This is a genomic window from Cupriavidus sp. FW305-27 (genome assembly GCF_058787995.1).
This window is the reverse complement of sequence record NZ_JBYTAG010000030.1, coordinates 1-26,567: the sequence shown is the minus strand read 5'-3', so window position 1 is coordinate 26,567 and position 26,567 is coordinate 1. Positions and strand designations below refer to the sequence as shown.

General features: G+C 65.5%; 29 protein-coding genes. 7 read left to right on the top strand and 22 right to left on the bottom strand.

Features of this window, described 5'->3' with window-relative positions; genetic code table 11:
* The 15 genes from AC3WRI_RS16110 to AC3WRI_RS16040 all read right to left on the bottom strand — a co-directional run bounded on the left by AC3WRI_RS16110 (position 1) and on the right by AC3WRI_RS16040 (position 8,936).
* Positions 1-615, bottom strand: a complete 615-nt coding sequence (locus AC3WRI_RS16110) for a phage tail protein I (protein WP_492293542.1) — start codon at positions 613-615, stop codon at positions 1-3.
* Positions 608-1,522 (bottom strand): baseplate J/gp47 family protein, encoded by a 915-nt coding sequence (locus tag AC3WRI_RS16105; RefSeq protein ID WP_492293541.1) that lies wholly within the window; start codon positions 1,520-1,522, stop codon positions 608-610. The genes AC3WRI_RS16110 and AC3WRI_RS16105 overlap by 8 nt, the downstream gene beginning before the upstream one ends.
* A complete protein-coding gene (locus tag AC3WRI_RS16100; RefSeq protein ID WP_492293540.1) occupies positions 1,519-1,881 on the bottom strand; it encodes a GPW/gp25 family protein in 363 nt (120 codons plus the stop codon). Before AC3WRI_RS16100 ends, AC3WRI_RS16105 begins: the two co-directional genes overlap by 4 nt.
* Positions 1,878-2,531: a phage baseplate assembly protein V gene (locus AC3WRI_RS16095; RefSeq protein ID WP_492293539.1), complete on the bottom strand. Its 654-nt coding sequence runs from the start codon at positions 2,529-2,531 to the stop codon at positions 1,878-1,880. The genes AC3WRI_RS16100 and AC3WRI_RS16095 overlap by 4 nt, the downstream gene beginning before the upstream one ends.
* A gap of 61 nt (positions 2,532-2,592) precedes the next feature.
* The gene (locus AC3WRI_RS16090; protein ID WP_492293538.1) at positions 2,593-3,039 is read right to left on the bottom strand and encodes a phage virion morphogenesis protein; all 447 of its coding nucleotides are present in this window, start codon (positions 3,037-3,039) and stop codon (positions 2,593-2,595) included.
* On the bottom strand, positions 3,036-3,476 hold the full coding sequence (locus tag AC3WRI_RS16085; protein ID WP_492293537.1) for a phage tail protein: 441 nt from the start codon (positions 3,474-3,476) through the stop codon (positions 3,036-3,038). Before AC3WRI_RS16085 ends, AC3WRI_RS16090 begins: the two co-directional genes overlap by 4 nt.
* The gene (locus AC3WRI_RS16080; protein ID WP_492293536.1) at positions 3,473-3,982 is read right to left on the bottom strand and encodes a hypothetical protein; all 510 of its coding nucleotides are present in this window, start codon (positions 3,980-3,982) and stop codon (positions 3,473-3,475) included. The genes AC3WRI_RS16085 and AC3WRI_RS16080 overlap by 4 nt, the downstream gene beginning before the upstream one ends.
* Positions 3,979-4,785 (bottom strand): N-acetylmuramidase domain-containing protein, encoded by an 807-nt coding sequence (locus tag AC3WRI_RS16075; protein ID WP_492293535.1) that lies wholly within the window; start codon positions 4,783-4,785, stop codon positions 3,979-3,981. Before AC3WRI_RS16075 ends, AC3WRI_RS16080 begins: the two co-directional genes overlap by 4 nt.
* Entirely contained in the window at positions 4,763-5,110 is a 348-nt protein-coding gene (locus AC3WRI_RS16070; RefSeq protein WP_492293534.1) for a phage holin family protein, read from the bottom strand. Before AC3WRI_RS16070 ends, AC3WRI_RS16075 begins: the two co-directional genes overlap by 23 nt.
* Positions 5,107-5,496: a putative holin gene (locus AC3WRI_RS16065; RefSeq protein ID WP_492293533.1), complete on the bottom strand. Its 390-nt coding sequence runs from the start codon at positions 5,494-5,496 to the stop codon at positions 5,107-5,109. Before AC3WRI_RS16065 ends, AC3WRI_RS16070 begins: the two co-directional genes overlap by 4 nt.
* A 16-nt stretch (positions 5,497-5,512) precedes the next feature.
* Positions 5,513-5,716, bottom strand: a complete 204-nt coding sequence (locus tag AC3WRI_RS16060) for a tail protein X (protein WP_492293532.1) — start codon at positions 5,714-5,716, stop codon at positions 5,513-5,515.
* A complete protein-coding gene (locus AC3WRI_RS16055; protein WP_492293531.1) occupies positions 5,716-6,183 on the bottom strand; it encodes a head completion/stabilization protein in 468 nt (155 codons plus the stop codon). The genes AC3WRI_RS16060 and AC3WRI_RS16055 overlap by 1 nt, the downstream gene beginning before the upstream one ends.
* Positions 6,184-6,294: 111 nt before the next feature.
* Positions 6,295-7,017: a phage terminase small subunit gene (locus AC3WRI_RS16050; RefSeq protein WP_492293530.1), complete on the bottom strand. Its 723-nt coding sequence runs from the start codon at positions 7,015-7,017 to the stop codon at positions 6,295-6,297.
* Positions 7,014-8,036, bottom strand: coding sequence for a phage major capsid protein, P2 family (locus AC3WRI_RS16045; RefSeq protein ID WP_492293529.1), 1,023 nt, complete (start codon positions 8,034-8,036; stop codon positions 7,014-7,016). The genes AC3WRI_RS16050 and AC3WRI_RS16045 overlap by 4 nt, the downstream gene beginning before the upstream one ends.
* Before the next feature lie 48 nt (positions 8,037-8,084).
* Positions 8,085-8,936, bottom strand: a complete 852-nt coding sequence (locus AC3WRI_RS16040; protein WP_492293528.1) for a GPO family capsid scaffolding protein — start codon at positions 8,934-8,936, stop codon at positions 8,085-8,087.
* 150 nt (positions 8,937-9,086) lie between these two features.
* On the opposite strand from AC3WRI_RS16040, the gene AC3WRI_RS16035 reads away from it, so the two are divergent.
* Together AC3WRI_RS16035 and AC3WRI_RS16030 are read left to right on the top strand one after the other, a co-directional pair.
* On the top strand, positions 9,087-10,868 hold the full coding sequence (locus AC3WRI_RS16035; RefSeq protein WP_492293527.1) for a terminase ATPase subunit family protein: 1,782 nt from the start codon (positions 9,087-9,089) through the stop codon (positions 10,866-10,868).
* On the top strand, positions 10,865-11,932 hold the full coding sequence (locus AC3WRI_RS16030; protein ID WP_492293526.1) for a phage portal protein: 1,068 nt from the start codon (positions 10,865-10,867) through the stop codon (positions 11,930-11,932). Before AC3WRI_RS16035 ends, AC3WRI_RS16030 begins: the two co-directional genes overlap by 4 nt.
* A gap of 1,450 nt (positions 11,933-13,382) precedes the next feature.
* Here the strand turns inward: AC3WRI_RS16030 and AC3WRI_RS16025 are convergent.
* Together AC3WRI_RS16025 and AC3WRI_RS16020 are read right to left on the bottom strand one after the other, a co-directional pair.
* The gene (locus tag AC3WRI_RS16025; protein ID WP_492293525.1) at positions 13,383-14,936 is read right to left on the bottom strand and encodes an ATP-dependent nuclease; all 1,554 of its coding nucleotides are present in this window, start codon (positions 14,934-14,936) and stop codon (positions 13,383-13,385) included.
* Positions 14,937-15,054: 118 nt separating this feature from the next.
* Positions 15,055-15,642 (bottom strand): diguanylate cyclase domain-containing protein, encoded by a 588-nt coding sequence (locus AC3WRI_RS16020; RefSeq protein WP_492293524.1) that lies wholly within the window; start codon positions 15,640-15,642, stop codon positions 15,055-15,057.
* A gap of 207 nt (positions 15,643-15,849) precedes the next feature.
* Here AC3WRI_RS16020 and AC3WRI_RS16015 point away from each other — a divergent pair, with 207 nt between their 5' ends.
* Positions 15,850-16,707, top strand: a complete 858-nt coding sequence (locus AC3WRI_RS16015; RefSeq protein ID WP_011616215.1) for a MipA/OmpV family protein — start codon at positions 15,850-15,852, stop codon at positions 16,705-16,707.
* Positions 16,704-17,108: an alternative ribosome rescue aminoacyl-tRNA hydrolase ArfB gene (arfB, locus tag AC3WRI_RS16010; protein WP_010812161.1), complete on the top strand. Its 405-nt coding sequence runs from the start codon at positions 16,704-16,706 to the stop codon at positions 17,106-17,108. The genes AC3WRI_RS16015 and arfB overlap by 4 nt, the downstream gene beginning before the upstream one ends.
* An 18-nt stretch (positions 17,109-17,126) precedes the next feature.
* Here arfB and AC3WRI_RS16005 read toward each other — a convergent pair whose 3' ends face one another.
* The 3 genes from AC3WRI_RS16005 to AC3WRI_RS15995 form a co-directional block, all read right to left on the bottom strand.
* A complete protein-coding gene (locus tag AC3WRI_RS16005; RefSeq protein WP_231881366.1) occupies positions 17,127-18,212 on the bottom strand; it encodes a GNAT family N-acetyltransferase in 1,086 nt (361 codons plus the stop codon).
* A gap of 86 nt (positions 18,213-18,298) precedes the next feature.
* Positions 18,299-19,177, bottom strand: a complete 879-nt coding sequence (htpX, locus tag AC3WRI_RS16000) for a protease HtpX (RefSeq protein WP_010812159.1) — start codon at positions 19,175-19,177, stop codon at positions 18,299-18,301.
* Between the two features lie 123 nt (positions 19,178-19,300).
* Positions 19,301-19,624 carry a hypothetical protein gene (locus tag AC3WRI_RS15995; protein WP_011616213.1) on the bottom strand — a complete coding sequence of 108 codons (324 nt, stop codon included), beginning with the start codon at positions 19,622-19,624 and terminating at the stop codon, positions 19,301-19,303.
* A 234-nt stretch (positions 19,625-19,858) separates the two neighbouring features.
* Between AC3WRI_RS15995 and AC3WRI_RS15990 the strand changes: the two genes are divergently transcribed.
* From AC3WRI_RS15990 to AC3WRI_RS15980, 3 genes are all read left to right on the top strand, one after another.
* Entirely contained in the window at positions 19,859-20,314 is a 456-nt protein-coding gene (locus AC3WRI_RS15990) for a Cd(II)/Pb(II)-responsive transcriptional regulator (RefSeq protein WP_010812157.1), read from the top strand.
* A 537-nt stretch (positions 20,315-20,851) separates the two neighbouring features.
* Positions 20,852-21,271 (top strand): nucleoside diphosphate kinase regulator, encoded by a 420-nt coding sequence (gene rnk / locus AC3WRI_RS15985; RefSeq protein ID WP_011616212.1) that lies wholly within the window; start codon positions 20,852-20,854, stop codon positions 21,269-21,271.
* A 281-nt stretch (positions 21,272-21,552) separates the two neighbouring features.
* Complete coding sequence (locus AC3WRI_RS15980) at positions 21,553-21,966, top strand: hypothetical protein (protein ID WP_010812154.1); 414 nt, start codon at positions 21,553-21,555, stop codon at positions 21,964-21,966.
* Positions 21,967-22,124: 158 nt separating this feature from the next.
* Here AC3WRI_RS15980 and AC3WRI_RS15975 read toward each other — a convergent pair whose 3' ends face one another.
* Positions 22,125-25,268, bottom strand: coding sequence for a multidrug efflux RND transporter permease subunit (locus tag AC3WRI_RS15975; RefSeq protein WP_492293523.1), 3,144 nt, complete (start codon positions 25,266-25,268; stop codon positions 22,125-22,127).
* A 412-nt stretch (positions 25,269-25,680) separates the two neighbouring features.
* Positions 25,681-26,550, bottom strand: coding sequence for a KPN_02809 family neutral zinc metallopeptidase (ypfJ, locus tag AC3WRI_RS15970; RefSeq protein ID WP_010812152.1), 870 nt, complete (start codon positions 26,548-26,550; stop codon positions 25,681-25,683).
* Between the last annotated feature and the right edge of the window lie 17 nt (positions 26,551-26,567).

Below are 26,567 nucleotides of genomic sequence, written 5' to 3'. Positions count from 1 at the left end.
TTACAGAGGGTTGACGGTAATCGTGTCGATAAGGTGCGCAGCGCCGGCATAGAACGACGCACCCGCGACCTCGACGGGTTCCGGGGAATAGGGGTAGACGGTAATGACGTCGCCGAGAAGCGGCGCGCCGGCGTAGCGCACGGCACCGCGCGTCTCGACGCTGATGGCTAAACCGGTCAGGTGTCGGGAAAGCGGCTTGGCGTCGTCAATCAGGCGCTCCAGTTCCGCATACATTTCTTCGGTGATGCCGGTATCCATCACGCCGACGTCGAGATGGAAGGTGCCGCGCGCCCCCTCTGGCGTCATGTCGTACCAGGGCACCACGCGGATCAGGTAACCAAGAGGCTCAATGGCACGGCGAATCGCCCCGACAGTGCCTTTGCGCTGATGCACGAAGAACGAAGCGTCGATCACCGCCCGCTTCGTCCCTTCTGGCCAGTTCGGATCCCAGCGATCCACCGAGCGCTCCCAGGCAAGGAAGGGGAGGACACTAGCCGGACACTTCGTGGCGTCGCCCAGATCCCGAATGGGCACCGGGATGCGCTCGATAGCTGCGCCGGCCGTGGCGATGTTCCGCTCCACTGGCGTGGCGTTGGGAGGCAGGAGCTTAGTCACGGGCGCCCCCATCTATGACGTTCACCCCTGTGCAATAGGCCGCCTGCGTCTCGTCCAGCACTACATCTTCTGCAGGCAGCCGAATCTCGACGCGCGAGACGCCCTCGGCGAACAGCGCGCTGTTGATGGCCGAGCGGTCGATGTCGCGTCCCAGCCGGCGGCTGTCCTTCCGGTAGGTGTCCAGCCGCTTCGCGGCCTCGGCCAATACAGGCTCCCGCTCCGGGCCGTTGGTCTTTGTGAAGACGGTGGCGTCGATCTGGTAGTGCGTGATCTGGGCAGACTGGATCGTCAGGCGGTCCGCCAAGGGCCTGACGTCTTCATCGGATAGCGCAACCGCGACGTTGTCGAGCACGTCCTGCCCAACGCTGCCGTCGCCATCGATACCGAGCACCGTAATGACCACTTCGCACGGCGCCGGACTGATTGCACTGACGTCGGCGATACGTCCGTCCGCGCTGCGCGCATGAAATTTGTAGCCTTCGCGCGGCCCAGCCGTGGACAGCCCTTCAAATGCGAGCTGCGTGCGTTCGGTCAGCGAATCGTCCTCTTCCATCACCGCCGCAGTGGGCGGCTCGGTGGCGTCGTCTTCGGGCGTCACCACCAGGCGTTCCACGTTGTAGTTGGCGGCAACGTGTTCGAGATCACTGCCCTTCGCATAGGCTAGCATGCGGGCGCGCGATGCGTCATTGACGCGCTGGCGCAGAACGGTCTCGCGGTAGGCGTTCTCTTCAATCAGCTTCACCACCGGCTCGGATTCGAGTTCCAGCGTCTTGGCAACGTCGGCTTGCTGGTCGGCAGGGTAGAGGCTGATGTAGTACGCCTTGCGTTCCGCAACGATGGTCTCGTAGTCGATGTTCTCGACCACGTCCGGCACCGGCAGGCGTGAGAGGTCGATGGGCGTTGTCATGGCTTGGCCTCGCGCAAGGGAATGGAAAGCGTGCCGAGCGGTGTGCCACGGGCGCCGTCGACGCGATCAGCATCCAGATCCACTGTCATGGCGCCTTCTCCGTCGATCACGAACGATGCGGAGTTGACTTGCACCCGAGGTTCCCATTTCACAATGGCTGCAACCGCAGCAGACATGACGCGCAGCCGCGTGACATCGTTCAGGGGCTGGTCGATCAGCATCGGCACTTGGGAGCCGTAGGTGCGCCGCATGACACGGGTGCCTTCCTGCGTGGTCAGAATGTCGCGGATGGACTGCCAGATATGCGCCAGATCGCTGATGGCGCGGCCGGTTGCACTGTTCAGGCCGAGGTAGGTCATCGCGTGCCCTCAGTCCAGGCGCCACCGGGCTGCACGTTGCCGTGGTCGTGGTCATCGAGCACCACGCCGTTCGACGACAGCTTGCCATCCTGGTGGTTGAAGTCCCCCGTGATGACGTTGCCGTTCGCGCCGCCCGTGCCCGCAATGCCGTTCTGGTAGGAGAGGAGGCCCTTCACCGTGAGATTGCCGTCGATGATGTTGTCGGGGCAGCGCTGAATGATCTGGGTGCTGGCTTCCACCAGAACCGTTGTGACACCCTTCACGCGCAACATGCCGGCGGCATGGTCGTAGATAACGGTGGCGCCGTCCGGATATTCGGTGACCGTCTCGGTCGGGCTGTGGCTCGGGGTGTCGTTAGCGTCGGAGGGGATGCCGCACAGCACGATGCCGTTGCGCGGCTCGCCGCTGGGGCAGAAGAGCAGTACCTGCTCGCCGACGGTCGGTGGACTCCACGTGCGCGTGCCGCCCGCGCGGCGCTCAACCCAGGGTAGCCAGTCGGTGTCGAGGCCGCCTGATTTGATGCGAACGCGCGGCGGCTTGCCATGCTGGATCTCGGCAACGGTGCCGGTGCGCAGCAGGTTCTCGATCAGTCGGAGGATTTCAGCGGTGTCCATACCCGCCAGCGTGCCGTGCGCGCGCGTGGCGGTCACTCGAATGGTGTTGTGCGAGGGGGCGCGACAACAAGCGGCACGCGTGCCGCCTGCAATGACCTCAGGACGCCACGTGGGCTAGCACCATGTCGGCCAGGCGGTCCACATCGTTCTCTTCGAAACCGAGCAGCTCGCGCTTAGCGTACTGGACTTCGAGGCCGCCCTTGTTCACACGGTCGCGCAGGCCGAACTGGTGGACTGCTGCGATACGCTCGGCACGGCCAATGAAGCTCACTACGGCGCTATTTGGGTCGGACTGCGCCTTCATGAAGCGCGAGGTACGCAGGCGCATGAACATCGCGCGGCGGACGCGGCCGGCGCGTTGCCTGAGGCGGGGCTTGCGCGGCTCGTAGGCTGAACCATCGGGATCGCGCTGCTCCGCAATCCGAACCGTCTGCCGGCGCCGCAGCTCATTGGCCACGGCACGCAGGAGGGTGCGGCGCTCGCCGGCATCGAGCTTGTGCAGCAGGGCGCCCGCCCAGGCGGTCAGGTCTTCGAGGCTGTTCACGGTACAGGCAGCCTCCAGCCGGACGGGTCGTCGTACTCGTTCACGGGTTCCGGGGCATGCGTCACTTCGTAGCGCCCATCGACCACCTTGACGATCACCCGTTCGGTCAGCGGGATCCGCATGAGCAGGTCGACGCAGTCATGATTCAGGATGTCGGTCTCGAACTTGAAGCCATCGGGCCGCCTGTCCGGGTTCGTGAACAGTTCCGGCTGGTGCTCGCGCAGCCAGGCCATCACCGGCACCGTGATCTTGTCCGCGCTCTCGGCAAAATCCGTCACAAGCAGCGTCAGCGTGTACTGATATTCGAACGAGATCGTCTTCGCGCCAGTGGCCACCACGCGGCCTTCCTCCACGAACAGGTGCAGCTTGTGGGGGTTGCGCTTCAGATCCGCCACGGCGGCGGTGATCGCCGCGCGCAGCTCTACGGGCTTTCTCATTGAGCTGGCTCCCCAATGATCGTCACGCCTTGAACGCGCAGGGTGTCCTGCAGCGCTGTCAGCCGAGCGGCGTTGACGTGGCCGGTGGTGTAGTTGTCGGCGATGGTGCCGGCGACGGCAGAGAGTGGAACCCCTGAGGGGGCCGCATCAGCAGCTCCGGGATCCGAATCGAGCACGCTACCGGTGGCGGCGGCGTCGTGCAGGCGGACAAAGCCACCAGGCACAGTACAAGCGGCATCAGCTTCGACGGTGACATAACGGGGAATCTCCTTGACGATGGTGTCGCCCTTCACGCGGATGGTCTGCACACGGTCGACGTACTTGGTAACTTCGACAACAGCGGCATCGGTGCTGTCGAGCTGGGCGCGCAGTGACGCCACCAAGGTTTCCGATGCCTTGGCACGGCGCACGGCTTCCCAGTACCGGTCGGTGAACCAGGCACCGGCACCGGCCGCCGCTAGCAGTGTGACGACGGTGCCCAGGGCGATAGCAAGAGGCCGGTTCATGCGGGCACCTGTTCCTCGGCCTCGTAGCGCGTGAAGGCGCGAGCCAGTTTCACGTCATAGAGGTTGTCCTTGTACGCCGGGCCATTGAACAGGCTGGCAAAGGTCGCCCACTTCAGACCCTTCAGCGCCTTATGCAGGGACGGGTCGGTTTGGATGAAGCGCACGAACGCATCGAGCTGCTCGGCCTCGCCACGCCGCATGCTGTCTGTGAAGTCCTGCGCGCTGGGATAGCCAAGGCGCTCCCAGTGGTAGCCCATGATCTGGAACAGACCCCAGCTCGCCGAGGCGAGCGCGCATGCCTGGTCAAGCCCGGCCGCCTGCGCCAGCCGCATATGTTCCGCGGCCTTGCCCATGTATCCGCCGCGTGCCGGGTTGACGATGTTCGGATACTGGCGGGCAAGTTGGTCCGCGTCGTGGCCTGCAGCGCGCAGTTGCCGGTACATGATGTGGCGCTCGAAGAGAATCACCGGCCGGCCGTCAGGCAGGAATCCCGATCCTTGGCTCTCCACCTCATTGACCGCACGTACGGCGGCCAGCTTCACGTCCAGCGTTGCCGCCGCCCGGCGCAGATCCTCGGCACCGAGGTGGCCGGGGCTGCGCCCGTCGAGCTGCAGGGCCAGCAGCGTCTTGTTGCCGACAATCCCATCTACGACAAGGCCGTAGCGAGCCTGGGCCACCACGACGGCCGCCGCAGTCGCGTCATCGAATGCACCGGTCAGTTCGATGCGGGCGCCACGCACGCGCAGCAGGCGCTGCAGCTCGCGCACCTCGGCGCCTACGTCACCGCGTCGCAGTAGCGTCATGGCTGGATCTCCGAAGCAGGCGCAACAGCAGGGACTCGCCATCACCATCCGGATCGAGGCCGGTAATGCGGAACAGCTCGACCACATTGCCGCGCACGGCATAGATGGCAATGCAGAGGACGGCGGTGATGCCGATGAGCGCCAGCAGCGCCCATTCATAGCGTTCGAACGTGACGCCGATGACGACGGCGCCGGCCATCACGATCAGGGCGTAGGCCAGCCGCGCGGCCCACGGTCGATGGGCGGCGCCATTGCGACGGAAGAACAGCAGCCGGATGGCGATCAGGGCGCACAGCAGCGCCTGAAACACGTAGAGCGTCTTCACTTGGCACCTCCATCGCTGTTGCCCCTGAAGAGCGCCACCAGGCGGTCGCTGTTGTCGGCAAGCCGGATCAGCGCCAGCAGCAGCTTCACGAGCACGGCCGATGCGACCAGCGCGCCCACGCCGTGGCTGACTTCGGTGTCGGCCGGCAGGATCCGGGCGATCAGCGATGCGGCCAGTGGTGCGGCAAGCCAGCCCATCACGATGGACAGCATGAGGAAGGCAATCTTCTTGCCAGTGGTCAGTTCGTCCGAATTCAGGGCGAAGACTGCGGCGCCCGCGAACGCGCCCAGCACTGTGGCAGCGTCGACGCCTGGCACCAGCGTGATCGCGCCGATGCCCGTCACGGCGAGGGCGGCGGTCGAGCTGGCGGAGATGGGTTCAGCCATGATTCATTCCTTGGGGTCAGTCCCAGAGCTGGACTCGCTGCACGTCAGCCTGCTGGGGTAGGTCGGGCAGGTCTACGACCGTGCCGTGGGGAAGAACCGGGCCGAGATCGGCCAGGCCCCTGTTTGCTTCGAGAACCGCCTCGGTGATGCCGGCGGTCTGGCCATAGATGCGATGACAGATCTCGTCCACGGTGTCGCCCTGCATGGTCATCACGCGCATCAGATCAGCTCCACCGTGCTGCGCGGCCGGCCCACGATGTCGCTTGTGGCCCAGCGCGCGTCGCGCCGCAGATCCTCGACCGCCTGCATCAGCGCCTCCGCCTTGCGGTCGCCGGCCGCCGTGGCGTCGTAGTCCCGGTACCGCTCGATCAGACCCGCGCGTGCCTCGCAGTACACCGCCCGCAGGTAGCGATGCAGGTGCGCGGACTTGCCGTCGATCCGCGCCGCTGGCACCGCCTCGAGCGTCGCGTAGCCGGCCGCCTGCTGCACGGCCCGCCACATGGCCAGATCCGCGTTCACGGACAGCGCCGCTTCGACCAGGGCGCCCCGCAGGCGCTCGGCCGTCACCGTGCCGTCCTGCCGCATGGCCTCGGTAGCCGTGTCGACATCTATGTCGGGGAAAAACCCATCGTTGGCAATCTGGTTCTGACCGGATTCGGCCGGCGCGGAAGCAAAGAATGAGGACATGGGTACGCAGTCGCTATGTGGAGGCGGTGGACGGGGTGACCGTTCGGGTTGGCCTTGCGGCGCGCCCATGGGGCACCCCGTGCCGCCTGATGCGCGGGGTCACGCTCGGTGTCAGCCCGTGCCTTCCTCCTGAGAGGCGGCGGGGCCGGCATTCTTGATGTCACGCTCCAGGCGCTCGATATCCTTTTTCACGCCCACCTTGTCGTGGAGCTGTAGGGCACGTTGCAGCTGGTCGAGTGCGAAGCGCCGGCACGACTGCTGCTGCGCCGCCGACTGCAGGCCGTCGACCTGAGCCAGCGCCACATAGCCCCGCGCCTTGTGGAGCTTGGCGCGCACTTCGTCAGGCATGTCTTGGCCTTCCACGAGCTGCGTCACCTCGGCCAGCGCTTCGGCGTCGACCGGCTGGCCGGCCTCGGCCGCCTTGATGGCCATCGCGGCGTATTCCTCCGCGATCAGGCACGCCGTAGTGCGCTGGTACTGGTCGGGCATGACCATGCCGTGGCGGATGCCGTAGCGCGCGAGGGGCAGGGCGCCGGCAAAATCGCCGACATCGATGTGCCAGACCATGATGGTCATGAACACTTCATCCTGCAAGCCCGTATCCGCGTCCAGCGTGCCCTGCACCCAATCGGAGTACTCGGGCAGCATCTTGCGCTTCGCATCGGCCTTGCGTTCGATGGACTGGATCTGTTTCAGGGCGCGCTTGTGCTCGGCGAGCTGCGCGAGCATCAGCTCGTGGCCCGTGGCATGACGCAGCGGATTGGCTGCGGCCGAAGCCGCCGCCACCGAGGCCGCCGTCGCGCGCAGGAAATGCTTGCGGGCGGGGCTCGTCATTCCTGCACCACGATGTTTTCGGCCATGGCCGCGCAGGCAAGGTCTTCGATCACGTACGCATCGTTACTCGACTCGTAGTTCTCGATGCGGTCACGCTTGGCGTTGTCGAGGATGGTGCGACGGCGCGCGCCCTCCTGCCAGTAGATGGACAGGTTGTCCAGGCGCGTGACCATCAGCGCATTGGGCGGGAAGTACGGCACCCGGACGGCCGGCAGGTTGCCGATGCGCTTCTGGCTGATGATCATGTCCGCAGCGATCTTCTGGGTGGGATCGCGGTCCTTGTTCAGCAGCGGGAAATACTTGTCGGCGAGCAACTGGCGGCCGCAGATCACCACGAGATCCGGATCTTCCGCGTACCACGGGGCGATGAGGTGGTTGACCACATCGAACACCAAGGCGTCGAGGCTCGCATAGTCACGGGTGGCGTCGGTGTCGCTGCCACCGACCACGATCTTGTCGGCGGCCTTTCCTTCAGCCATCACGCGCTCTGCGGCTTCTTCGCGCAAATGTTGCAGCCAGCCCTTGTTGACGTCCTGCAGCATCGGGTTGGCTGCACGGTCGGACGTCGCGGCGCGGGCGATGCCGTTGAAGCCGATCATGATGCGGTCCAGCGCTTGGCGGCGCAGGATGGCGTCACGAATGCGCGTCTGGAAGTCGGCGAACTTCGCCCACGCGTCCAGGCGCTGGTAGGTGATATGCGTGTCCGAGTTGGTCTGCTCGCAACGATACTTGCGACCGTCCAGCGTCGCGATATCGCTGGTCTGCCGGTCCTTGACCGTCGTGTCAGTGGTGCCAGCCACCGGGCCGGACACGCCGAGGCCGATCTTCTCGCCCTCCTGTTCGACCACGCCGTGAACATTGATTTGCTGAAGGAATTCGCTGGATTCCTGCACCTTGGTTTCCAGTCGCTGCTGGACGCTCGGCTGCACGCTGAACTTTCGGTCAACGCGCTCAACGCCGTTCAGTTGAGCGATTTCGCCTTCGTACGCCGTGTACAGACGGCGGGTATCGTTTCGCATAGAGTTGGCTCCGGGTATGGGTTATGGAGTCGCTGTCCGGGTGCCGGCTCAGCAGTCGGTCTTGATTGCGGCGTCGCCGCTGCCGCCGGTGGCCGGCGGTCGCCTCGTGAACGTCTCGGTCTTCTCCAGCTCGCCCTTGAGCGTGGAGAATTCCTTGCTCGCGGTGGTCTGGTTCTCCTGCAGCGTGTCCACCTGCCCGGCCATGGTCTCAACGACCGTCAGCAACTTGCTGAAGTTGTCGACGATGCCCTTCACCTCAGCGGCCAACGCCGTCACCGCTTCGTTGGTATCGGCGTGCTTCGCTTCATTGGTGGCGTCGCTCTTGTCCTGACGCGAGAAGATGCGCTTGATGGATGCCGACAGGCTGGACGAATCCTTGCCCTTTTCGGTGGGCTTCTCTTCGCTGAAGTCGAGTGTGACTTCCACGGCTTCGGTGAACAGGTTCTGCGGATCCTGTTTGCGCTCGGCCAGCGGATTGACCTTGGCTTTGGCGCTGAAGGCCAGCATCTCGCAGCCCAAGCTTGCCGGGTTGTCGGTCACCGCCAGACCGGTCAGATATGCCTCGCCAGTGTCGGCAAAGTCCGGGTTCACCTCCATCGAGCAGAACACCTTCTGCCGTGCCTTGTTGAAGGCCACCAGCTCGGCGGTGGGATCGAGCTGCGCGAGCAGGCGCATCTTGCCGTCCTGTTCTTCGGCCTTGAGCGCGATCACGTCGCCGTATGCCTTGAACAGGCCGGTGGGGTCGTACCCGCGAATGTGTTCCATGTTGATGCGCGCGCCATACGTCGCAGGGTCGTAACTGGCTGCCATCTGCACGATCATCTGACGGTCGATCACGCGCCCGTCGCTGGTCGCGCCTTCGGTGGCAATGCGGAAAAACTTCGTGTTCTTGCCGGCCATGAATTCCTCTTCGGTGGTGGTTCGGTGTGGTGTGTTCGTGCTGCCATGTTCGGCGGGGCGCCGCGCGCGGGCAACGCAATCGTGTTGTGCATGCAGCAGTGACAACACGCACGACGTGGCACGCGCGCGCGCGGACGGTAGCGTTGCGGCATGACTACGCTTCCGCCCATCACCTCGCTTTCGCTGGACCCCGAGATGGAGCCGCGTCGCATTGCGCGCGCGCTCTACTGGCAGGGCTATCGCGTGGCGCGCATCGCCGAGATGCTCGGCAAGAAGTCGTCCACGATCCACAGCTGGAAGCAGCGCGAGCAGTGGGACCGTGCCGACGCCGTGACGCGCGTGGGTTCGAATCTCGAAACACGCATGGCGCAACTGATTGCGAAGGAGAACAAGGAGGGGAAGGACTTCAAGGAGATCGATCTGCTCGGGCGCCAGATCGAACGCCTGGCACGTGTGCGCCGCTATGAGTACAGCGGCAACGAAGCGGACCTGAACCCCAAGGTCGCCAATCGGAACAAGGGGCCACGCCGCGCCCCCGAGCGCAACGCGATCAGCGAAGAGGAACAGGAACAACTGGTCGACGCCTTCATGGATTCGATGTTCGACTACCAGCGCGTCTGGTACGAAACCGGCCTGACCGAGCGGATCCGCAACATCCTCAAGAGCCGGCAGATCGGTGCTACATGGTACTTCGCGCGCGAAGCCTTCATTGACGCGCTGACCACGGGGCGCAATCAGATCTTCCTGTCGGCCAGCAAGGCGCAGGCCCACGTCTTCAAGCAGTACATCATCCAGTTCGCGAAGGACGCAGCCGGTGTGGAGCTGAAGGGCGACCCGATGGTGTTACCGAACGGGGCCACGCTGTATTTCCTCGGCACGAACGCACGTACCGCGCAGAGCTATCACGGCAACCTGTATCTGGACGAGTACTTCTGGATCCAGCGCTTCCAAGAGCTGCGCAAGGTGGCCTCCGGGATGGCCATCCACTCGAAATGGCGGCAGACGTATTTCTCGACACCTTCCAGCCTCGCCCACGAGGCATACCCGTTCTGGTCGGGGGCGCTGTTCAATCGCGGTCGGAAGAAGGAAGACCACATCCGCGTGGACGTGAGCCACGCGAACCTGCAGGGTGGCCGGCGGTGCGCGGACGGTCAGTGGAAACAGATCGTCACGGTGGAAGACGCCATCGCCGGTGGCTGCAACCTGTTCGACCTCGACCAGTTGCGGCTGGAGTACAGCGACGCTGACTTCGAGAACCTGCTGATGTGCGGCTTCATCGATGACACGGCGTCGGTCTTCCCGCTGTCCATGCTTATGCGCGGCATGGTCGATAGCTGGGAGGTGTGGGAAGACTTCCGGCACTGGTCGCCTCGTCCCTTCGGCAATCGCGAGGTGTGGGTCGGGTACGACCCGAACGGCGGCGGTGGCGACAGTGCGGCGCTGGTAGTCGTGGCGCCACCGCTTGTACCAGGCGGCAAGTTTCGCGTGCTGGAGAAACACCAGTTCCGCGGCATCGACTACGAAGAGCAGGCGACCGCCATCAAGCGCGTGACCGAGCGCTACAACGTCGCATACATCGGCATCGACCGTACCGGCATCGGCGATGCCGTCTACCAGCTCGTGACCAAGTTCCGGCCCGATGCGGAAGGCTTCACCTACTCAGTCGACGTGAAGACCAGCCTAGTGCTAAAGGCGCACGACGTGATCAGCAAGGGGCGGCTGGAGTTTGACGCAGGGTGGACCGACTTCGCCGCTTCGTTCATGTCGATCCGGAAGACCACCACCGCAGCTGGCGGCCGTGTCACGTACCAGGCCGGCCGATCCGAAGAAACAAGCCACGCGGACCTCGCGTGGGCATGCATGCACGCCATCGCACACGAACCACTCGAAGGCGTCACCACCACTAATACCAGCATCATGGAGCTGTCATGACCCGGAAGAAACGAGGCCGCGCGCCGAATGTGAACCACCACACGGCGCAGCCCAGCGAGCCGCCCGCTACCGCGCCGGCCTCGGCTGCTATGGAGGCATTCAGCTTCGGTGATCCCGTTGCCGTGCTCGACCGTCGCGAGCTGCTCGACTACATCGAGTGTCAGCGCGTCGGCGAATGGTTCGAGCCGCCGATGCCGTGGGACGGGCTGGCGCGCACGTTTCGCGCGGCCGTGCATAACAGCTCGCCCATCTATGTGAAGCGCAACATCCTCGTCTCGACATTCATCCCGCACAAGCTGCTGTCGCGCACTGCGTTCGCGCGCTGGGTGCAGGACTTCCTCGTGTTCGGGAACGGGTATCTGGAGCGCCGCGACAATGCGCTAGGCCGGACTATGGCATTGGAGCCAGCGCTCGCGAAGTACATGCGGCGCGGCACGGACCTCGCACGGTATTTCTTCGTGCAGAACTGGCAGGACAAGCACGAATTCAAACTGGGCAGCATCTTTCACCTGATGGAGCCGGACATCAACCAGGAGGTGTACGGCCTGCCCGAGTACCTGTCGGCGTTGAATGCGACCTGGCTAAATGAGTCGGCCACGCTGTTCCGCAGGCGCTACTACAAGAACGGCAGTCACGCCGGATTCATCCTCTACATGACCGATGCCGCGCAGAAACAGGAAGACGTGGACAACCTGCGCGAGGCCCTCAAGAACAGCAAGGGGCCGGGCAATTTCCGCAACCTGTTCATGTACGCACCCAACGGCAAGAAGGAAGGCATCCAGTTGATCCCGGTGTCGGAAGTCGCGGCCAAGGACGAGTTCTGGAACATCAAGAACGTGACCCGCGATGACCAGCTCGCCGCGCACCGCGTGCCGCCGCAACTGATGGGCATCATTCCCCATAACACGGGCGGGTTCGGTGACGCAGGCAAGGCCGCGCTGGTGTTCGCACGCAACGAGGTGAAGCCGCTGCAGGATCGGCTGATGGAAGTCAACGAATGGCTGGGGCAGCAGGTGGTGCGGTTCGAGCCGTACACACTGGGGGCGGAGGTCGGTCTCAGCTAGCGCGCCGCCGGGGCGACCAGTCCCATCCCACTTCTCAATTTAGCTGGCGCCGGTTGATGGTGCCGGCATCCCCATAGAGGTGCTCACGGCGCCTCTATTCGTTTCCGCCTTTTACGCCACCTCCTGCATTGCCGCGCGCGCCTGCGGGGCGCCACGGCCGCCTCGCGCCTGCCAGCGGCATCGGCGCCGGGGGCCGCACGCCGATTTTTCCGGCCCCCCCCGACCTTCGACCCTCAGCGCGCGGTTGAGACCCCGCCTCACCCGCTCGCTTCATCGAGTGGTTTTTATGCAGCGCCGAGAGAGGGCGCCGGCCGCCCCAGCACTGGCGCCGTGGGCGATCTGCACCGTGCATTGCCTTACGCAGATCTACGCACCTGCCGCAGTGTTCTGCACGAGGTGCTCCTTCCGCTGACCAGACCTCGCCCAACAGCGACGAAATCTGTGGACCGGGGGCGGGTCAGGAAAAAGGTAACCTCGGTAATCCGCCCCAAAAAGCAACGCTAACTCATTGATTTATAAAGGCGCCGAGGGTTACCTACAAAAGGTAATCTGAGGTAACCCAAAAGGTAACCTGTCAGTAAGTCATTGATTTTATTAGGAATTATGAACCATAAAAGTTACTAAGACTAAAGGTAATCTGGTTACCCTAGAGTTACCCCAATGTTACCTTTGCACTGAAACCCTCAAAGCCTTATCTGGCAGTGCTTTCCAGTCGATCCCTGTTCACGGGTTACCAAAGTTACCTTTTTCCCGACCCCCCGGCGCCTTTAATCGGACCCTTGATTCACACTGTACATATATACAGTAGTAGGCTGAAACGCGAATGTGCAACCGGAAGCACGCACGCCACGCCGTCACCTGGATACGCGATGGCTGATTACCTTGCTGGCCAGCGGGACGACCCGCGCTATCCCGCGCCGTTGTCGGCCATCGAGCTGCGAGCGCTGTATCGGCGCAACCGCTCGCCTGAGGTGCACGCTCTGCTCTGGGGAAATTGCGCGATTGCACACCGGCGCGCAGATCAGCTGCTGTCGTGCTTCCCCGCGTCCGCGGGCACATCGACGGCCATGTCGCTGGAGATTGTGATTGACGCGCTGCGCCGCGAATTGGAGAGGAGCCGTGCTTGGCGGAAGAGCGCCGCCGCGAGGATAAATGGTGACCAGGCTGGCCATGCAGGATCCGTGGGCGCTCAAGCGCGAGGCCAGGCGCCGCCGCAGCGGCTAACGACAGGAGACGAGCATGTGTACGAACTACCGGCCCACGCAGCGGCAGCTGCTGCGCGACGTGTTTGGCGTCGCGCCGCCGCCGGACGCACGGGAACGCAAATACGCGCCGGGGCAGCCCTTCCCTTCGAATCTGACCTCGCAAGTTTGGACAAGGTGAGTATGTGCCAAGCGACCACCGATGCTGAAGCTGCCGTTGCACCGAACCGCCTCGGCGAACCAATCGCTTACGGACCGACTCCAGCACCTGCGATGTTGGCGTTTTGCGCAGCAGCACCGGCACCTGCGGCCCCGTTATCCGGCGGTAGCATGGCGGCGAAACTGTCTAGCAGTGCATTACGCTCGTCAGGATATGCGTCGTTCCATGTAGCAAAAAACGCCTCTCGGACGACCTCAACTGGCATGAACCCAAGCCGCTCCGCGATTTGGATGAATAGCAGGTGAGGATCACGATTCGCCATCCGCACTCCCTGCAGTAGGCGAAGCACCTCCTGCGCGTTGGCGAAGGGCTGATTGAGCCGAACGACGAGCCGCCCAAGTTCAGCATCTGCTTCTAAGCAACGATCAAAGACATACGCCTCTGGCTGGGCGCCAGGCAGCCGGAAGACATGCTGGGCAACATTAACCTGCTGCCTAGAATCGCCGTCGAGGATACAGACTGACGGAAAGCGCCGTGCGGGACTTTGATTGTGGTACCGATTCACGCTTACAGCAGTTCCATCGCCGGCCATCGGGTGCACCTCGATGGCGTCGACAGCGATGCCCCTTCGACTGCGGAGCATTGCCCGAATCCATGCAGCCGCAAAGTCATCTTCACAGAAAATCGCTAAGCCGGCGTCGATCTGTCCCGTGATCGCTCGAAGTGATCCGACGTCAAGCTTTCCTTGAAAAATGCGCCCATTGATCGAGGCCCAAATCGCCTCGGCGGGCAATGGAAGCAGTGCGTCGTTCGAGTGCGTTGTGAAGATTGCCTGGATGCTCTTCCGCTCCGCTGCCTCGATCAGATATTCGACAAGGCGTATGGTCGCGACTGGATGTAAGCCGTTCTCGATTTCTTCGATAAGCACGAGACTATTCGCCTCCATCGCTTCAATCTGCATAACCATACGAATGATGCTCGACTCCCCCGCGCCGAAGTGAAATTCGGAGTAGCCAACGCCACCGTCTGTCTGGCCAGTCAAAAGAGATATCCGTCCGGCCATATCGACGCGGATGTGGGAGTAGCCAGCAATGTTTTTGCCGAGAATCTTTTCCACTGCCGTAGCAACGGGGCGCTGGATGGCGTCCACGAGCTCCGCGTTTGGGGCGAACGACCCCGATGCGCAACGCTGCATTTCCTTGCGCTCGTTCGCCGGAACGGTGCGCGACACGCCAAGAGTGATGGTCGGCCGATCAACCGCCCCTCGAGACCATTTGCTCGCGTGAAAGGCTGAAGTACGTCTGAACGTGTCGTCGCGATTCACGTCGCGGTCGATCAACTCATACTCCATCTTCCAGTTGGCCATGCTGTCATCAAATCGACCGCTCTTCGTAAAGAACTGGCGCGGCTTGATTGATGAATAGGCCGTAGCAGCAGCTCCCAGTATCGTAGTCTTTCCTCCCCCGTTAGGTCCGATGAGCGCGGAAACGGGAAAATCGAAATTGATCGTCTGATCGCGCAATCCCCGCACGTGGATCAGCTTGATCTTCAAGAGGTACTTGCCATAGCTCTTCCGAGCGACCTTCTGGCGAAGCGCGTCGATAGTGCCTTGTCGGATTTGACTTTTGTAGGTCGTCGCCATGTCGTTCCTTGTTAGATGCACAAGGATAACGAAAACGGCCGGCCTCGGGCGAGAGAGGGTGTTTACAAGATCGGTCCTCTAACCGACTGGCACTGGCGCTTTGGCGGGACGACTGTAGCTAAATTTCACCTAGAGTGGGCTGGGCTGGCCTTGATTGAGCTTGTTTAGCCTTGGTTTTGCAAGTTGCGAGTTGCGCAAGGCATTGATTTATATAGAGTTGTTGTGCGTCACCAAAACTCCGAAGGCAGGGGTTGCTGGTTCGATCCCAGCCGGGCGCGCCAAAATTCCTCCCGAAGTTTAGTGCGATGACACTGGCCAGCTTCCGCAGCCCGCGTTCGCCGCTGGCGTGGCCCCAGTTGTCGTTGATGCGCTTGAAGCGGTCGATAGCGATCATCAGCATCGACATCGGCGTCTTGTCGCGCAGGCAGTGCTCGTACTCGATGCCGAAGCGCGCCTCGAACTCGCGGCGGTTGGTCAGGCCCGTCAGCGCGTCGGTCTCGGGCAGCGCGCGCAGCGCTTCGCCGCGCGCCAGGCAGTGCGAGAACAGCTTGCCAATGCCCTGCAAGGTGACCCACATCAGCAACGCCAGCGCCAGCGCGCTGGCGGCCAGCACGGCGCTCAGGTGCAACGCAGTGCGCAGCAGCAGGTCGGCGGCGGAGAAGTAGTCGACCAGCGCCAGGGTGCTGTTGCCGATGCGCTGGAACATGATGCGGCTGCCGTCGGCTGCGCGCAGCGTGCCCGAACCGCGCCGGAACATTTCACATCAGCGGGTCAGCACAGCGGGCGCGGCTTTAAATCGCGCCCTGAAAACTCTCAGCACGCACCTCGCCGTGCCGCGCGCCAGTGCTGATAGATTCACTCGATCCACGCAATCTCGCGCGGCGGGCCGTGTGCCGCGCTCCCGGAAACCACCATGGCAATTTCGACAACGCCCCTGCGCAAGCTGGGCGGCGTGCTGGCAGCACTGTTGCTCGCCGGCGCAGCAACCTCGGTGTCCGCTGCGCCGCTGAGCCTGCCGGGTTCGCTCCCCAATATGGCCGGGCTTGGCATTGGCTCTACCACCGAGTTTGCCGGCGGCAAGGACCGCATGATCGGCGTGGTGCCGGGCCTGCGTTATGTCACGCCGGGCGGCCGGCTGCTGGAATGGTATGGCCCGTATGCGCAGTTCAACTTTGGCGGGCTAACCGGTTTCCAGTGGGGACCGGCAGTGGGGTTGCGCCTTGGACGCAACGACGTTGACGATCCGGTGGTCTCGCGCCTGCACGAGATCGACACCACGTTCGAGGCCGGCGGCTACGTCGGCTATGAATACCTGAACCAGGGCCGTGTCCCCTGGCGCTTGCGCGGCGGCGTCAACGTGATGACCAATGCCGGCATCATCTACGGCGGCACGCATATCGCTGCAACGGGTTCGCTGTGGGTGCCGCAGCACCCGCGGGTCTATGCGGGAGCCGGCCTGGGCGCGACGTGGGTCAGCGGCAGTTTCAACCGCACCTATTTCGGCGTCACCCCGTCGGATTCGGCGGCCAGCGGCCTGCCTGTCTATAGCCGGGCGGGGGCCTGGAACAGTTCACCGGCTGGCTGGCGTTGCTCTACCAGTTCGACAAGCACTGGTATGGGGGGCGATGGTGTACGGCCAGCGCCTGACCGGCGATGCCGCCGACAGCCCCATCGTGACCCAGCGCGGCACGCGCAACCAGGTCACTTACGGGGTTGGCATCGGCTATGCGTGGCGGTAGTGCCACCAGCGCTTGCTATGATCCCACCATGACCGACGATCTCGTCATCCCCCATCACGAATACCTGATCACGGCGATCCGGGCGCAGGGTGCGGGCGGCCAGAACATCAACAAGGTGTCCAATGCCGTGCACCTGCGCTACGACGTGCATGCATCCTCGCTCGCGCCCGACCACAAGGAACGCCTGCTGGCGCTGCACGACCACCGCATCACGCGCGACGGCGTGGTGGTGATCAAGGCGCAGCAGTTCCGCAGCCTCGACCAGAACCGCGACGAAGCGGTGCGGCGGCTGCACGAACTGGTGCGCAGCGTGGCCACGCCGCCGCGCGTGCGCCGTGCCACGCGGCCCACGCTGGCATCACGCCGGCGCCGGCTGGAATCCAAGAGCCAGCGCAGTCAGGTCAAGGTGCTGCGGGGCCGGGTGGTCGACTAGCGCCGCAGCAGTCCGGCTTCAGGTCCCGGTCTTGAATGCCGCGAGCGCCGGCACGTTGTCGCCGGCATCCGCCTGCGGCGGCCCGAAGCGCGCGCCCGGGCGCCGGTAAGCCGGAAAGAAGCCACCCAGGTCATACAGCGTGGCTTTGTCACCGCCGGACAGCGCCACGTACCGGTCGGGGTTCACCACAAGGCGCTGGGTCCGGTACACATGCGTATCGTGCGAAAAGCCGCGCTTGAACTCATACAGCGAGTCTTTGACCGAACCCAGCCCGCCGCCCAGGTGCAGGTAGCGCAGGCCGTTGGTGCGGCCCCATTCGCGCGCGGCATGGATCACGGTCTTGGTCGGCTGGAGGTGGCGGTACGCCCAGTCCCAGGCGGACAGGTGATATTGCATGATGCCCGTCCCCCGGGCCACGGTGAACAGCGCCGCGCCGAGCATGCAGCCGTCTTCCTCAGCCACGAACAGCAGCAGGTCGTCGCCCAGCGCGCGCACCAGGGTGCGGTAGTACTGCGTGTCGAAGAAGTAGTAGGGCAACGCGCCCAGGCGCGCCATGGTCGCGTTGTACAGCGCGATAAAGCGCGGCAGCCTGGCGAAATCACGGTCCAGGCGTGCGCTCACGCCGGCACGCCGGGCGCGGTTGATGCCCTGCCTGTGGCGCGCCTGCGTTTCGTGCCATAGCTGCTCGGCACTCTTGGTCAGGTCGACGGATACCGTCTCGCCCTGATCCACCACCAGCCCGAGGCGGCTGTCCCAGTCGGCATTGAGCAGTGGGTGCAGGCGGATAAACCACGACACGCAGCCGCACTCGCGCAGCAGCGCGAGCGCCGCGCCCAGTGCCTCCTCGGCAAAGCCGGCCGGGACATCGGTGCTCAACACCGGGCCGCCGTAGCCATAGGCCGAGGTGGCATCCCAGCTGCCGCAGCCAATGGGCCGGCGCACCAGCGGAACCAGCAATTCGTGGGCGCCGTCACGCACCAGCACCGCGGCGGCGCTGCCGTGGTCGCTACGCTCAGCGGCAGTATGCCAGCCAGGCGTGTGGTAGCAATCATGGCGACATCGCGCCAGCGTGTCGCGCCACGCGGGGCTTGTCGGTTCCAGCACGCTCGATCGCATCGAAAACTCCCTGTCAGGTAGCCGGCGCCGCGCCAGAGTCAGGCCGCGGCGCCGGGCATTGCTTGCCCCGGGCTTCAGCGCGCGGATTGCAGCGCGGCAATGCGCTGCTCAATGGGCGGATGGCTCGAGAACAGCGCCATCCACGACTTGCCGCCGGCGATGCCCATCGCCTGCATGTTCTGCGGCAGGCCATCCGGCTCCAGGCCGCCCAGGCGGCGCAGCGCCGCCACCATCGGCGTGGGCGTGCCCATCATGCCGGCCGCGCCCGCATCGGCACGGAACTCGCGGCGGCGCGAGAACCACGCCACGATGATGCTGGCCAGGATGCCGAACACGATCTCGCAGACGATCACCGTGACCATGTAGCCGATGCCAGGGCCGCTCGATTCCTCATCGTTCTTGCGCAGCATCGAATCGACGAAGTAGCCGACCACGCGCGCCAGGAAGATCACGAAGGTGTTGACCACGCCCTGGATCAGCGTCAGCGTGACCATGTCGCCGTTGGCCACGTGCGCGACCTCGTGCGCCAGCACGGCTTCCACTTCTTCATGGGACATCGATTGCAGGAGGCCGGTGGACACCGCTACCAGCGAGCTGTTCCTGGTCGCGCCGGTGGCGAAGGCATTGGGTTCGCCATCGTAGATGGCAACTTCCGGCATCGGCAGGCCGGCGCGCTGCGCCAGCTTTTCGACGGTCTGCACCAGCCACAGCTCGGTGCTGGTGCTGGGATGGGTGATGACCTGCGCGCCGGTCGACCATTTGGCGATGGTCTTGGACATCAGCAGCGAGATAAAGGCGCCACCGAAGCCCATCAGGGCGGCGAACGCTAGCAGCGTGCCCAGGTTCAGGCCATTGGCGGTCAGGAAGCGGTTCACCCCCAGTACGCTGGCGGTGATGCTGAGGACAAGCATGACGGCGAGGTTGGTCGCCAGGAAAAGCAATACGCGTTTCATGTGTATGGAGCAGTGGTGTGTAGGGCGGTACAGCCAGGATGCGGACGGGCCGCAGACGCGCGCCGCACGCTCAGGCGCGGCACGCAGGAACAGGCGGGCGCGGCCAGGCCGCGCCGGTGGGACTCAGGCGCTCGGCGGACGCGGCAGCCGCGGCAGGTCGGGTTCGGGCAGCGGGGCGCCGGCATAGCGCGGCGGCCCGGCGCGGCCGCCCCAGGCGGCCAGGCACAACGGAGATGCCGGCAGCAGTTGCTCGGCAAGGTCGGCGCCGGGCTGCCACCGCGGCTCGGCGGCTTCGGAGGCGGGCGACGGCTCGCCCGTTGCGGCAACGCCGGCAGCGTCGTCGTTGCCGATGTTGGCCGCTGGCGCGGCCGACATTTCGCCGGTGGCCACCTCGGCGTGCGCGAACGCCGCCGCCCAGCCCGGCAGGGGCAGGAAGGCCAGCATCATGACCAGCAGAAGTAGCCGGAGGGAGCGCACGAAGGGGGACGGCTTATCGGTAGATGTAGGAGGAATTCTACAGGATGCGGCAAGGCACAGGCGCCGCCCTGCAGGGTCCGTCGCACGTCGGCGTCACTCGCTCAATATGTGCCGTATCAGTAACTCCTGCAAGACCTGCCAGACTGGCCTACACTGTCGCCTACCCTGTAGTAGTTACAGGGTAGAAAACGAGGGCCAGGCACCATGCGCATCGGCGAACTCTCCCGTACCAGCGGCTGCGATGTCGAGACCATCCGCTATTACGAACGCGAAGGCCTGCTCGACGCGCCCCGGCGCGAGGCCAACGGCTATCGCCGCTATGACGACGGCCACCTGGTCCAGCTGAATTTCGTGCGCCACTGCCGCTCGCTCGGCATGGGCCTGTCGGATGTGCGGCGGCTGCGCGAGTTCGAGCGCAATCCGTCGCAGGACTGCGACGACATCAATACGCTGCTGGACCGCCAGATCGCGCAGATCCATGCGCAGCGGGTGGCGCTGGAGGCGCTGGAAGGGCAGTTGCGCGCGCTGCGCGAGACCTGCCACCACCACCAGCCCGCCAGTGAATGCGGCATCCTGCAGAACCTGCAGCAGGCCGCCGCCGGTGCGGCCTGCGAATGCCATGCGGGCGCGCACGAGGCCGGGCCTGCTGCCAACGGGTGAGGCGCGCAGGCACGTCGCTGTGCTACGATGGCTGTTCCCGTGATCGCACCGCTGCGGTGCACGGGCCCGGCGGCAGCGCAGCCAGTGAGCGATGTAGTGAGCAACGACTTACACGGCTCGCCTGTTCAGAGAACCATCCGCTGCCCCTTATCCACCCTTCTGCATGACCATGACTGATCGCCTTACGCCGATGCCCGATGCGCCTGTCCGCCTGATGCGGACCGGCCGCGCGCACGCGTGCGCGATCGCCACGGCCAACATCCTGCCCCAGCGCGCCGCGAGCGCGGTCTCTCCCCGCCGGATCAGCACACCGCCTGATTCCGCCCGGTTCCCAGCCTGATTCGTCTCCATAGCGGGGCCCGGGCCGAACCGGGCCCGAGCCAGCGTTTTCAGTTTTCCGGCCGCTGCCGCAAGGCCCGCGCCGGATTCGTTGATGTCCGCGCTGCTGCGCAAACGCCAGACCTGCAAGACCTGACCGCCGCCGCCTGCCATGCTGGCCGGGCCGCGCCAAACCACCTGACTGCCGGAGGACCCGCCATGACGGCCACCAAAACGAATACCGCCACCCTGTACCTGACCGAACTCGACGTGACCCGCCTGGAGCGCATCGCCAGCCGCGCCGACTCGGCGCAGCTTGAGGACATGCTCGACAGCCTGCTGGCGCGCGCCACCATCGTCGCGCCAGAAGAGATCCCGACCGACGTGGTCACCATGAACACGCGCCTGGTCTGCAACCTGCCGGGCGAGCAGGCCCCGCGCAACTGGACGCTGGTGTACCCCGACGCGGCCGACTTTGATGCCGGCCGGCTGTCGGTGCTGTCGCCGGTGGGCCAGGCGCTGCTGGGCGCGCGCGCCGGCCAGACCGTCAGCTACCGGCTGCCCGACGGCCGCGAGCAGCAGGTGAGTGTCGCCGGGATCGCGTTCCAGCCGGAAGCCAGCGGCCAGTACACGCTTTGAGCCGCATCCTGAGCCAAATCCCAGCCGCCTGAGGCGTGCTGCCGGGGCCACGCAGGCGCGTCCTGCGCCGCGTGTGCCCGGCAATCCATCGACACCATTCATCGGCAAGCCAGACGTTTCACGACTCGCAACGCACCATTCGTCGCAGCGGTATTTCTGCTTGCGCGGACTGTGACTAATCTTCAGTCCGTGCTCGCATCGCAACATAGATTGCAGGGCGGCCGGAGTCTCATCCCGGTCCATACAAGAAAGAACGACGAAATCAGTTGAAGGAGTCCCAAATGATCGCCAGACGTATCCTTGGCGGCGCGCTTGTGTTCGCGGCGGTCGCCGCGTCCGCTGTGGCGTTGGCTGCCCCCGCTGCCAGCAAGGTTGGCAAGTTTGATGTGTACGCCGATGCGCTGAAGGCCGGCAAGTACGATGTGTATACGGACGGCGCCAAGCAAGGCAAGTTCGATACATACACGGACGGAGCCCGCACCGGCCGCTTCGACCCGTACTCGGAAGGCTCGCGCCGCGACGGCAAGTTCGACAGCTTCACCGAAGGCTCGCATAGCTTCAGCGGCGAGATCTCGAAGAAGGACAAGTTCGATACCTTCAGCGAAGGTGCGCACACCTTCACCGGTGATATTGCCGATCGTGCGCTCGACAATTCCCGCACGGGTGACGGCTCGCTGTACGGCTATCGCGTCTGATCCTCGCAGGTCTTCCCAAAGACCTCGTGCGGCCACTGCGGTGGCCGCAAGTTTTCTCTCCCGCCTGCCCGGCTGACCTCCTCCTCCTTCTCTCTTCACCAGGCAGGCGCTTTTCTCTTCCCTCGGCTCGTGACCGCGTTAGCGCGCAGGCATGCTCCTCATGCCGAAGGCGGCTGCGTGGCGGTCGAGTCGTGTCCGGGCTCCGGCTGCGCGCGCGGCAACCTGCGCGCGATCGCGGCATAGAGCAGCGGCACCGCCAGCGTACCCAGCACCGTCGCACCCAGCATGCCGCCCAGTACGCCGGTGCCGACCGCCTGTTGCGCACCCGCGCCCGGGCCGGTGCTGATTGCCAGCGGCACCACGCCCAGCACAAAGGCCAGCGAGGTCATCACCACCGGCCGCAGCCGCTGGCGCGCCGCGCGCGTGGCGGCCTCCACCGCGCCCATGCCCGCGCCGCTGCGCCGCAACTGCTCGGCATATTCGACGATCAGGATCGCGTTCTTGGCCGCCAGCCCCATGATCACCACCACACCCACCTTGAAGTAGACATCGTTGGGCATGCCGCGCAGCCAGATCGCCGCGGCCGCGCCCATCAGGCCGGTCGGCACGATCGCGATCACCGCCAGCGGCAGGGTCCAGCTTTCATACAGCGCCACCAGGCACAGGAAGATAAACAGCAGCGACAGCGCGAACAGCCACGGCGCCTGCGTGCCGGTCTGCTCCTGCTCGAAGGCGCGCCCGGTCCAGCGCACGTCGTATTCCGGCCCCAGCTCGCGCACCAGTTCGGCCAGCCGCGTCATGGCCGCGCCGGTGGTGTGGCCCGGCGCGACCTCGGCATTGATGCGCACCGAGCTGAAGCCGTCGAAGCGCTCCAGCGTGACCTCGCCGCGCCCCCATTCCAGCGAGGCGAACGCGGCCAGCGACACCATCGCGCCCTGTGCGTTGCGCACGTGCACGCGCGCGAGCTGGTCCGGCTGCATGCGGAACGGCGCGTCGGCCTGCAGGATCACGCGGCGCACGCGGCCCTCGCGCGCGACTTCGTCGATATAGCGCGAGCCCAGCGTGGCCGACAGCGTGTGGTGCACGGTATCGGCATCGACGCCGAAGGCCTCGGCCTTGCGGTAGTCGATTTTCAGGTCCAGCGCCGGCACCGGCTGGCCGGTGGTGGCGCGCACCTCGCCCAGCACCGGGTCCTGCCTGGCGCGCTCAAGCAGTTTGTCGCGCGCGGCGAAGAGCGCCTCGCGCCCCACCGGCTGGCGCGCCACCAGGCGCATGTCCAGGCCGCCGATGCTGCCCAGTTCCGGCAGCGCCGAGCTGTTGTACGCAAACAGCTGCGCCGCGCCGCGGCCTGCCCAGGTTTCCAGCCCGGCCGACAGCCGCTCCAGCACGGCCTGGGCCGTGTGCTTGCGTCCGCGCGCTTTCCAGTCGGTCAGGCCGATAAACAGGCTGGCGCGCTGCTCGCCGCTGCCGCCGCTGGACCAGCCCAGCACGGCAAAGCTCGAATGCACCGGGTAGTGCTGGTCGCGCATCCACTGTTCCAGCCCGGCCACCAGCCGGCGCGTGTCGGCCTGCGTGCTGCCGGCGGGCAGCTCGACATCGACCACGATCTCGCCGGTATCCTCTTCTGGCAGGAAGCCGCTGGGCATCTTCCACAAGGCGTAGCCGCATGCCAGCGTCAACGCCAGGTAGACCGCCAGCCAGCGCAGCCGCCTGCGCTGCAGCGCCTGCACCCAGCCGGCATAGCGCCCGGTGAAGGCGGCAAAGCGCGCATCGAACCAGGCCAGCGGCCCGCGCGCCGGCGCCGCGCTGTGGCGCAGCAGGCTGGCGCACATGGCCGGCGCCAGCGTCAGCGCAAAGAACAGCGAGAATGCGATCGATACCGCCAGCGTCACCGCGAAGTGCCGGTAGATCACGCCCACCGCGCTGCCGAAGAACGCCATCGGCACGAACACCGCGCACAGCACCAGCGTCACCGCCACCAGCGCGCCCGAGACCTCGCGCATCGAGCGCGCCGCGGCCTGCATCGCGCCCACGCCGTCGGTGCGCATGATGCGCTCGACGTTCTCGACCACCACGATGGCGTCGTCCACCAGGATGCCGATCGCCAGCACCACGCCGAACAGCGTGATCACGTTCAGCGACAGCCCCAGCGCATACAGGCACGCGACCGTGCCCAGCAGCGATACCGGCACCACGATGCACGGGATCAGCGTGGCGCGCAGGTTGCCCAGGAACAGGTACAGGATCAGGAATACCAGCACCGTGGCTTCGACCAGCGTCAGCACCACGCGCGAGATCGACGCCTGCACGAAGGTGGCGCCGTCGTAAGAGATTTCATAGCGTACGTCGCCGGGGAAGCCCTTGCTGGCGGCATCGAGCGCGGCGCGCACGGTGCGCGAGGTCTGCAGCACGTTGGCGCCGTCGGCCAGCTTCAGCCCGATCGACGCGGCGTTGCGCGTGTTCAGCGTGGAGCCGTAGCGGTAGTCGCTGGCGGCCAGCTCCACCCGTGCCACGTCGCGCAGCAGCACGGCCGAGCCGTCGGTGGCCGCGCGCACCACGATGCGCCCGAACGCCTGCGCATCGCTCATCGGCGCGGGCGGACGCACGATCGCCTGGAACGGCTGGCCCGGCAGCGCCGGCGCGGCGCCCAGCTGGCCGGGGGTCACGTTGCCGTTGCGCGCGCGGATGGCGGCCTCGACCTCGGCCGTGGTCAGGTTGAAGGCGTGCAGCTTGTCGGGATCGAACCAGATCCGGAGCGCGTACTCGGCGCCGTATGGCTCGGCCTTGCCGATGCCGGACAGGCGGCGCAGCAGCGGCAGCACCGAGCCCGCGGCAAAGTCGCCCAGCGCGGTCTCGTCCAGTTGCCCGCTGTCGGACACCAGCGACACGTACATGAAGGCGCTGCTGCTGGCCTGGTCGACATAGACGCCGCCGCGGCGCACCGCCTCGGGCAGCAAGGGCTCGGCCTGCGCCACGCGGTTGCGCACGTTGACCTGCGCCAGCTGCGGGTCGGTGCCCTGGCGGAAGCCCAGCGTCACCGTGGCGGTGCCGCCCTCGCTGCTGGAATCCAGGTAGAGCAGGCCGGGGATGCCGTGCATCTGCTGCTCCAGCACCGCGGTGACGCGGTCCTCCACCGTGCGCGCTGACGCACCCGGGTAATCGGCATAGACGATCACCGTGGGCGGCGCCACCGCCGGGTACTGGGCGATGGGGATGCGGTTCAGGGCCACCAGGCCCGCTACCACGGTCAGGATGGCCAGCACCCAGGCAAACGCCGGGCGCTTCAGGAAAAACGACGCCATGTCAGGTCAGGGCTGGCACGGGCGCACGGCAAGTGAAGATCGGCCGTGGCTCCGGTGCGGTTGGAACGGAACGGCTTGGGTGTGGAGACGCCGCAAGGCTTAGCGGCAAGAGGCGTCGAGTCGCGGCAAAGCCGGGCCGATGTTGCTGATGGTGCAGATCTGGCCGCGTGTCGGGTCGCCTGTCGGTCAGGGGGCGCGTGGCCCGCAGACCGGGGCCGGCGTGCACCGCGGCGCTTGCAGGGGTCCTGAGGGGAGAACCCGGCGCTGCGGCAGGAAGGATCGGTGAGGATCGACGCCGGCGACTGGCCGTCGCAATGCGGCCTTGCCGGCGATTATAGACAGGGAACAAAGTCCGGGCAACGCAAACATCACATTGTCGGCACCCTTCCCACGTCGGGGGTGGAGCCTGCGCTTACAGGTCGCGCGAGGCGAAGGTATCGCACTTGCGGATATCGCCGGACTCGATGCCGCGGCGCAGCCAGCGCACGCGCTGCTCGCTGGAGCCGTGGGTAAAGGCCTCCGGCACGACATAGCCCTGCGACTGGCGCTGCAGCCGGTCGTCGCCGATCGCGGCGGCGGCCTTCAGGCCTTCTTCGATATCGCCGGGCTCCAGCAATTGCTGGTTGGCGCGCTGCGCGGTGGCGGCCCAGACACCTGCCAGGCAGTCGGCCTGCAGTTCCATGCGCACCGAGAGCTGGTTGGCCTGCGCCTCGCCCATGCGGCGGCGCGCGCTGTCGACCTTGTCCGATACGCCCAGCAGGTTCTGCACATGGTGGCCGATCTCGTGCGCGATCACATAGGCCTGGGCAAAGTCGCCGCTGGCGCCGAAGCGCTGGCGCAGCTCGTCATAGAAGGCCAGGTCGATATAGACCTTCTGGTCGCCGGGGCAGTAGAACGGACCCATCGCCGACTGGCCGGTGCCGCATGCCGTGGGTGTGGCGCCCGAGAACAGCACCAGCGTGGGGGGCGCATAGCGGCGGTTCAGCTGGGCTTCAAAGATGTGTTGCCAGGTGCGCTCGGTATTGCCCAGCACCTTGCGCGTGAACACCGTCATCTGATCCGTCGCCGGCGGGCGGTTCGCCTGCTGCTGTTGCTGCTGCGGGCCGGAGCCCTGCAGCACCGAGGCGCCCTGCATGATCAGCATCGGGTCGATGCCGAAGAAATAGGACGCCGCCAGCGCGACGATGACCGTGCCGATGCCGATGGTCTTGCCGCCGACACCGCCGAATCCGCCGCGGCGGTCTTCAACGTGCTGGCTTTCGGCTTCGTCATCTAGGCGCATGGGGGACTCCGGGGGGG

Bases quoted from the DNA above. Each gene is read 5' to 3' on its own strand.
- AC3WRI_RS16105 (WP_492293541.1), bottom strand. From the start codon at position 1,522: ATGACAACGCCCATCGACCTCTCACGCCTGCCGGTGCCGGACGTGGTC.
- AC3WRI_RS16100 (WP_492293540.1), bottom strand. From the start codon at position 1,881: ATGACCTACCTCGGCCTGAACAGTGCAACCGGCCGCGCCATCAGCGAT.
- AC3WRI_RS16085 (WP_492293537.1), bottom strand. From the start codon at position 3,476: ATGAGAAAGCCCGTAGAGCTGCGCGCGGCGATCACCGCCGCCGTGGCG.
- AC3WRI_RS16080 (WP_492293536.1), bottom strand. From the start codon at position 3,982: ATGAACCGGCCTCTTGCTATCGCCCTGGGCACCGTCGTCACACTGCTA.
- AC3WRI_RS16075 (WP_492293535.1), bottom strand. From the start codon at position 4,785: ATGACGCTACTGCGACGCGGTGACGTAGGCGCCGAGGTGCGCGAGCTG.
- AC3WRI_RS16065 (WP_492293533.1), bottom strand. From the start codon at position 5,496: ATGGCTGAACCCATCTCCGCCAGCTCGACCGCCGCCCTCGCCGTGACG.
- AC3WRI_RS16060 (WP_492293532.1), bottom strand. From the start codon at position 5,716: ATGCGCGTGATGACCATGCAGGGCGACACCGTGGACGAGATCTGTCAT.
- AC3WRI_RS16055 (WP_492293531.1), bottom strand. From the start codon at position 6,183: ATGTCCTCATTCTTTGCTTCCGCGCCGGCCGAATCCGGTCAGAACCAG.
- AC3WRI_RS16050 (WP_492293530.1), bottom strand. From the start codon at position 7,017: ATGACGAGCCCCGCCCGCAAGCATTTCCTGCGCGCGACGGCGGCCTCG.
- AC3WRI_RS16045 (WP_492293529.1), bottom strand. From the start codon at position 8,036: ATGCGAAACGATACCCGCCGTCTGTACACGGCGTACGAAGGCGAAATC.
- AC3WRI_RS16040 (WP_492293528.1), bottom strand. From the start codon at position 8,936: ATGGCCGGCAAGAACACGAAGTTTTTCCGCATTGCCACCGAAGGCGCG.
- AC3WRI_RS16035 (WP_492293527.1), top strand. From the start codon at position 9,087: ATGACTACGCTTCCGCCCATCACCTCGCTTTCGCTGGACCCCGAGATG.
- AC3WRI_RS16030 (WP_492293526.1), top strand. From the start codon at position 10,865: ATGACCCGGAAGAAACGAGGCCGCGCGCCGAATGTGAACCACCACACG.
- AC3WRI_RS16025 (WP_492293525.1), bottom strand. From the start codon at position 14,936: ATGGCGACGACCTACAAAAGTCAAATCCGACAAGGCACTATCGACGCG.
- AC3WRI_RS16020 (WP_492293524.1), bottom strand. From the start codon at position 15,642: ATGTTCCAGCGCATCGGCAACAGCACCCTGGCGCTGGTCGACTACTTC.
- AC3WRI_RS16015 (WP_011616215.1), top strand. From the start codon at position 15,850: ATGGCAATTTCGACAACGCCCCTGCGCAAGCTGGGCGGCGTGCTGGCA.
- arfB (WP_010812161.1), top strand. From the start codon at position 16,704: ATGACCGACGATCTCGTCATCCCCCATCACGAATACCTGATCACGGCG.
- htpX (WP_010812159.1), bottom strand. From the start codon at position 19,177: ATGAAACGCGTATTGCTTTTCCTGGCGACCAACCTCGCCGTCATGCTT.
- AC3WRI_RS15995 (WP_011616213.1), bottom strand. From the start codon at position 19,624: ATGATGCTGGCCTTCCTGCCCCTGCCGGGCTGGGCGGCGGCGTTCGCG.
- AC3WRI_RS15990 (WP_010812157.1), top strand. From the start codon at position 19,859: ATGCGCATCGGCGAACTCTCCCGTACCAGCGGCTGCGATGTCGAGACC.
- rnk (WP_011616212.1), top strand. From the start codon at position 20,852: ATGACGGCCACCAAAACGAATACCGCCACCCTGTACCTGACCGAACTC.
- AC3WRI_RS15980 (WP_010812154.1), top strand. From the start codon at position 21,553: ATGATCGCCAGACGTATCCTTGGCGGCGCGCTTGTGTTCGCGGCGGTC.
- AC3WRI_RS15975 (WP_492293523.1), bottom strand. From the start codon at position 25,268: ATGGCGTCGTTTTTCCTGAAGCGCCCGGCGTTTGCCTGGGTGCTGGCC.
- ypfJ (WP_010812152.1), bottom strand. From the start codon at position 26,550: ATGCGCCTAGATGACGAAGCCGAAAGCCAGCACGTTGAAGACCGCCGC.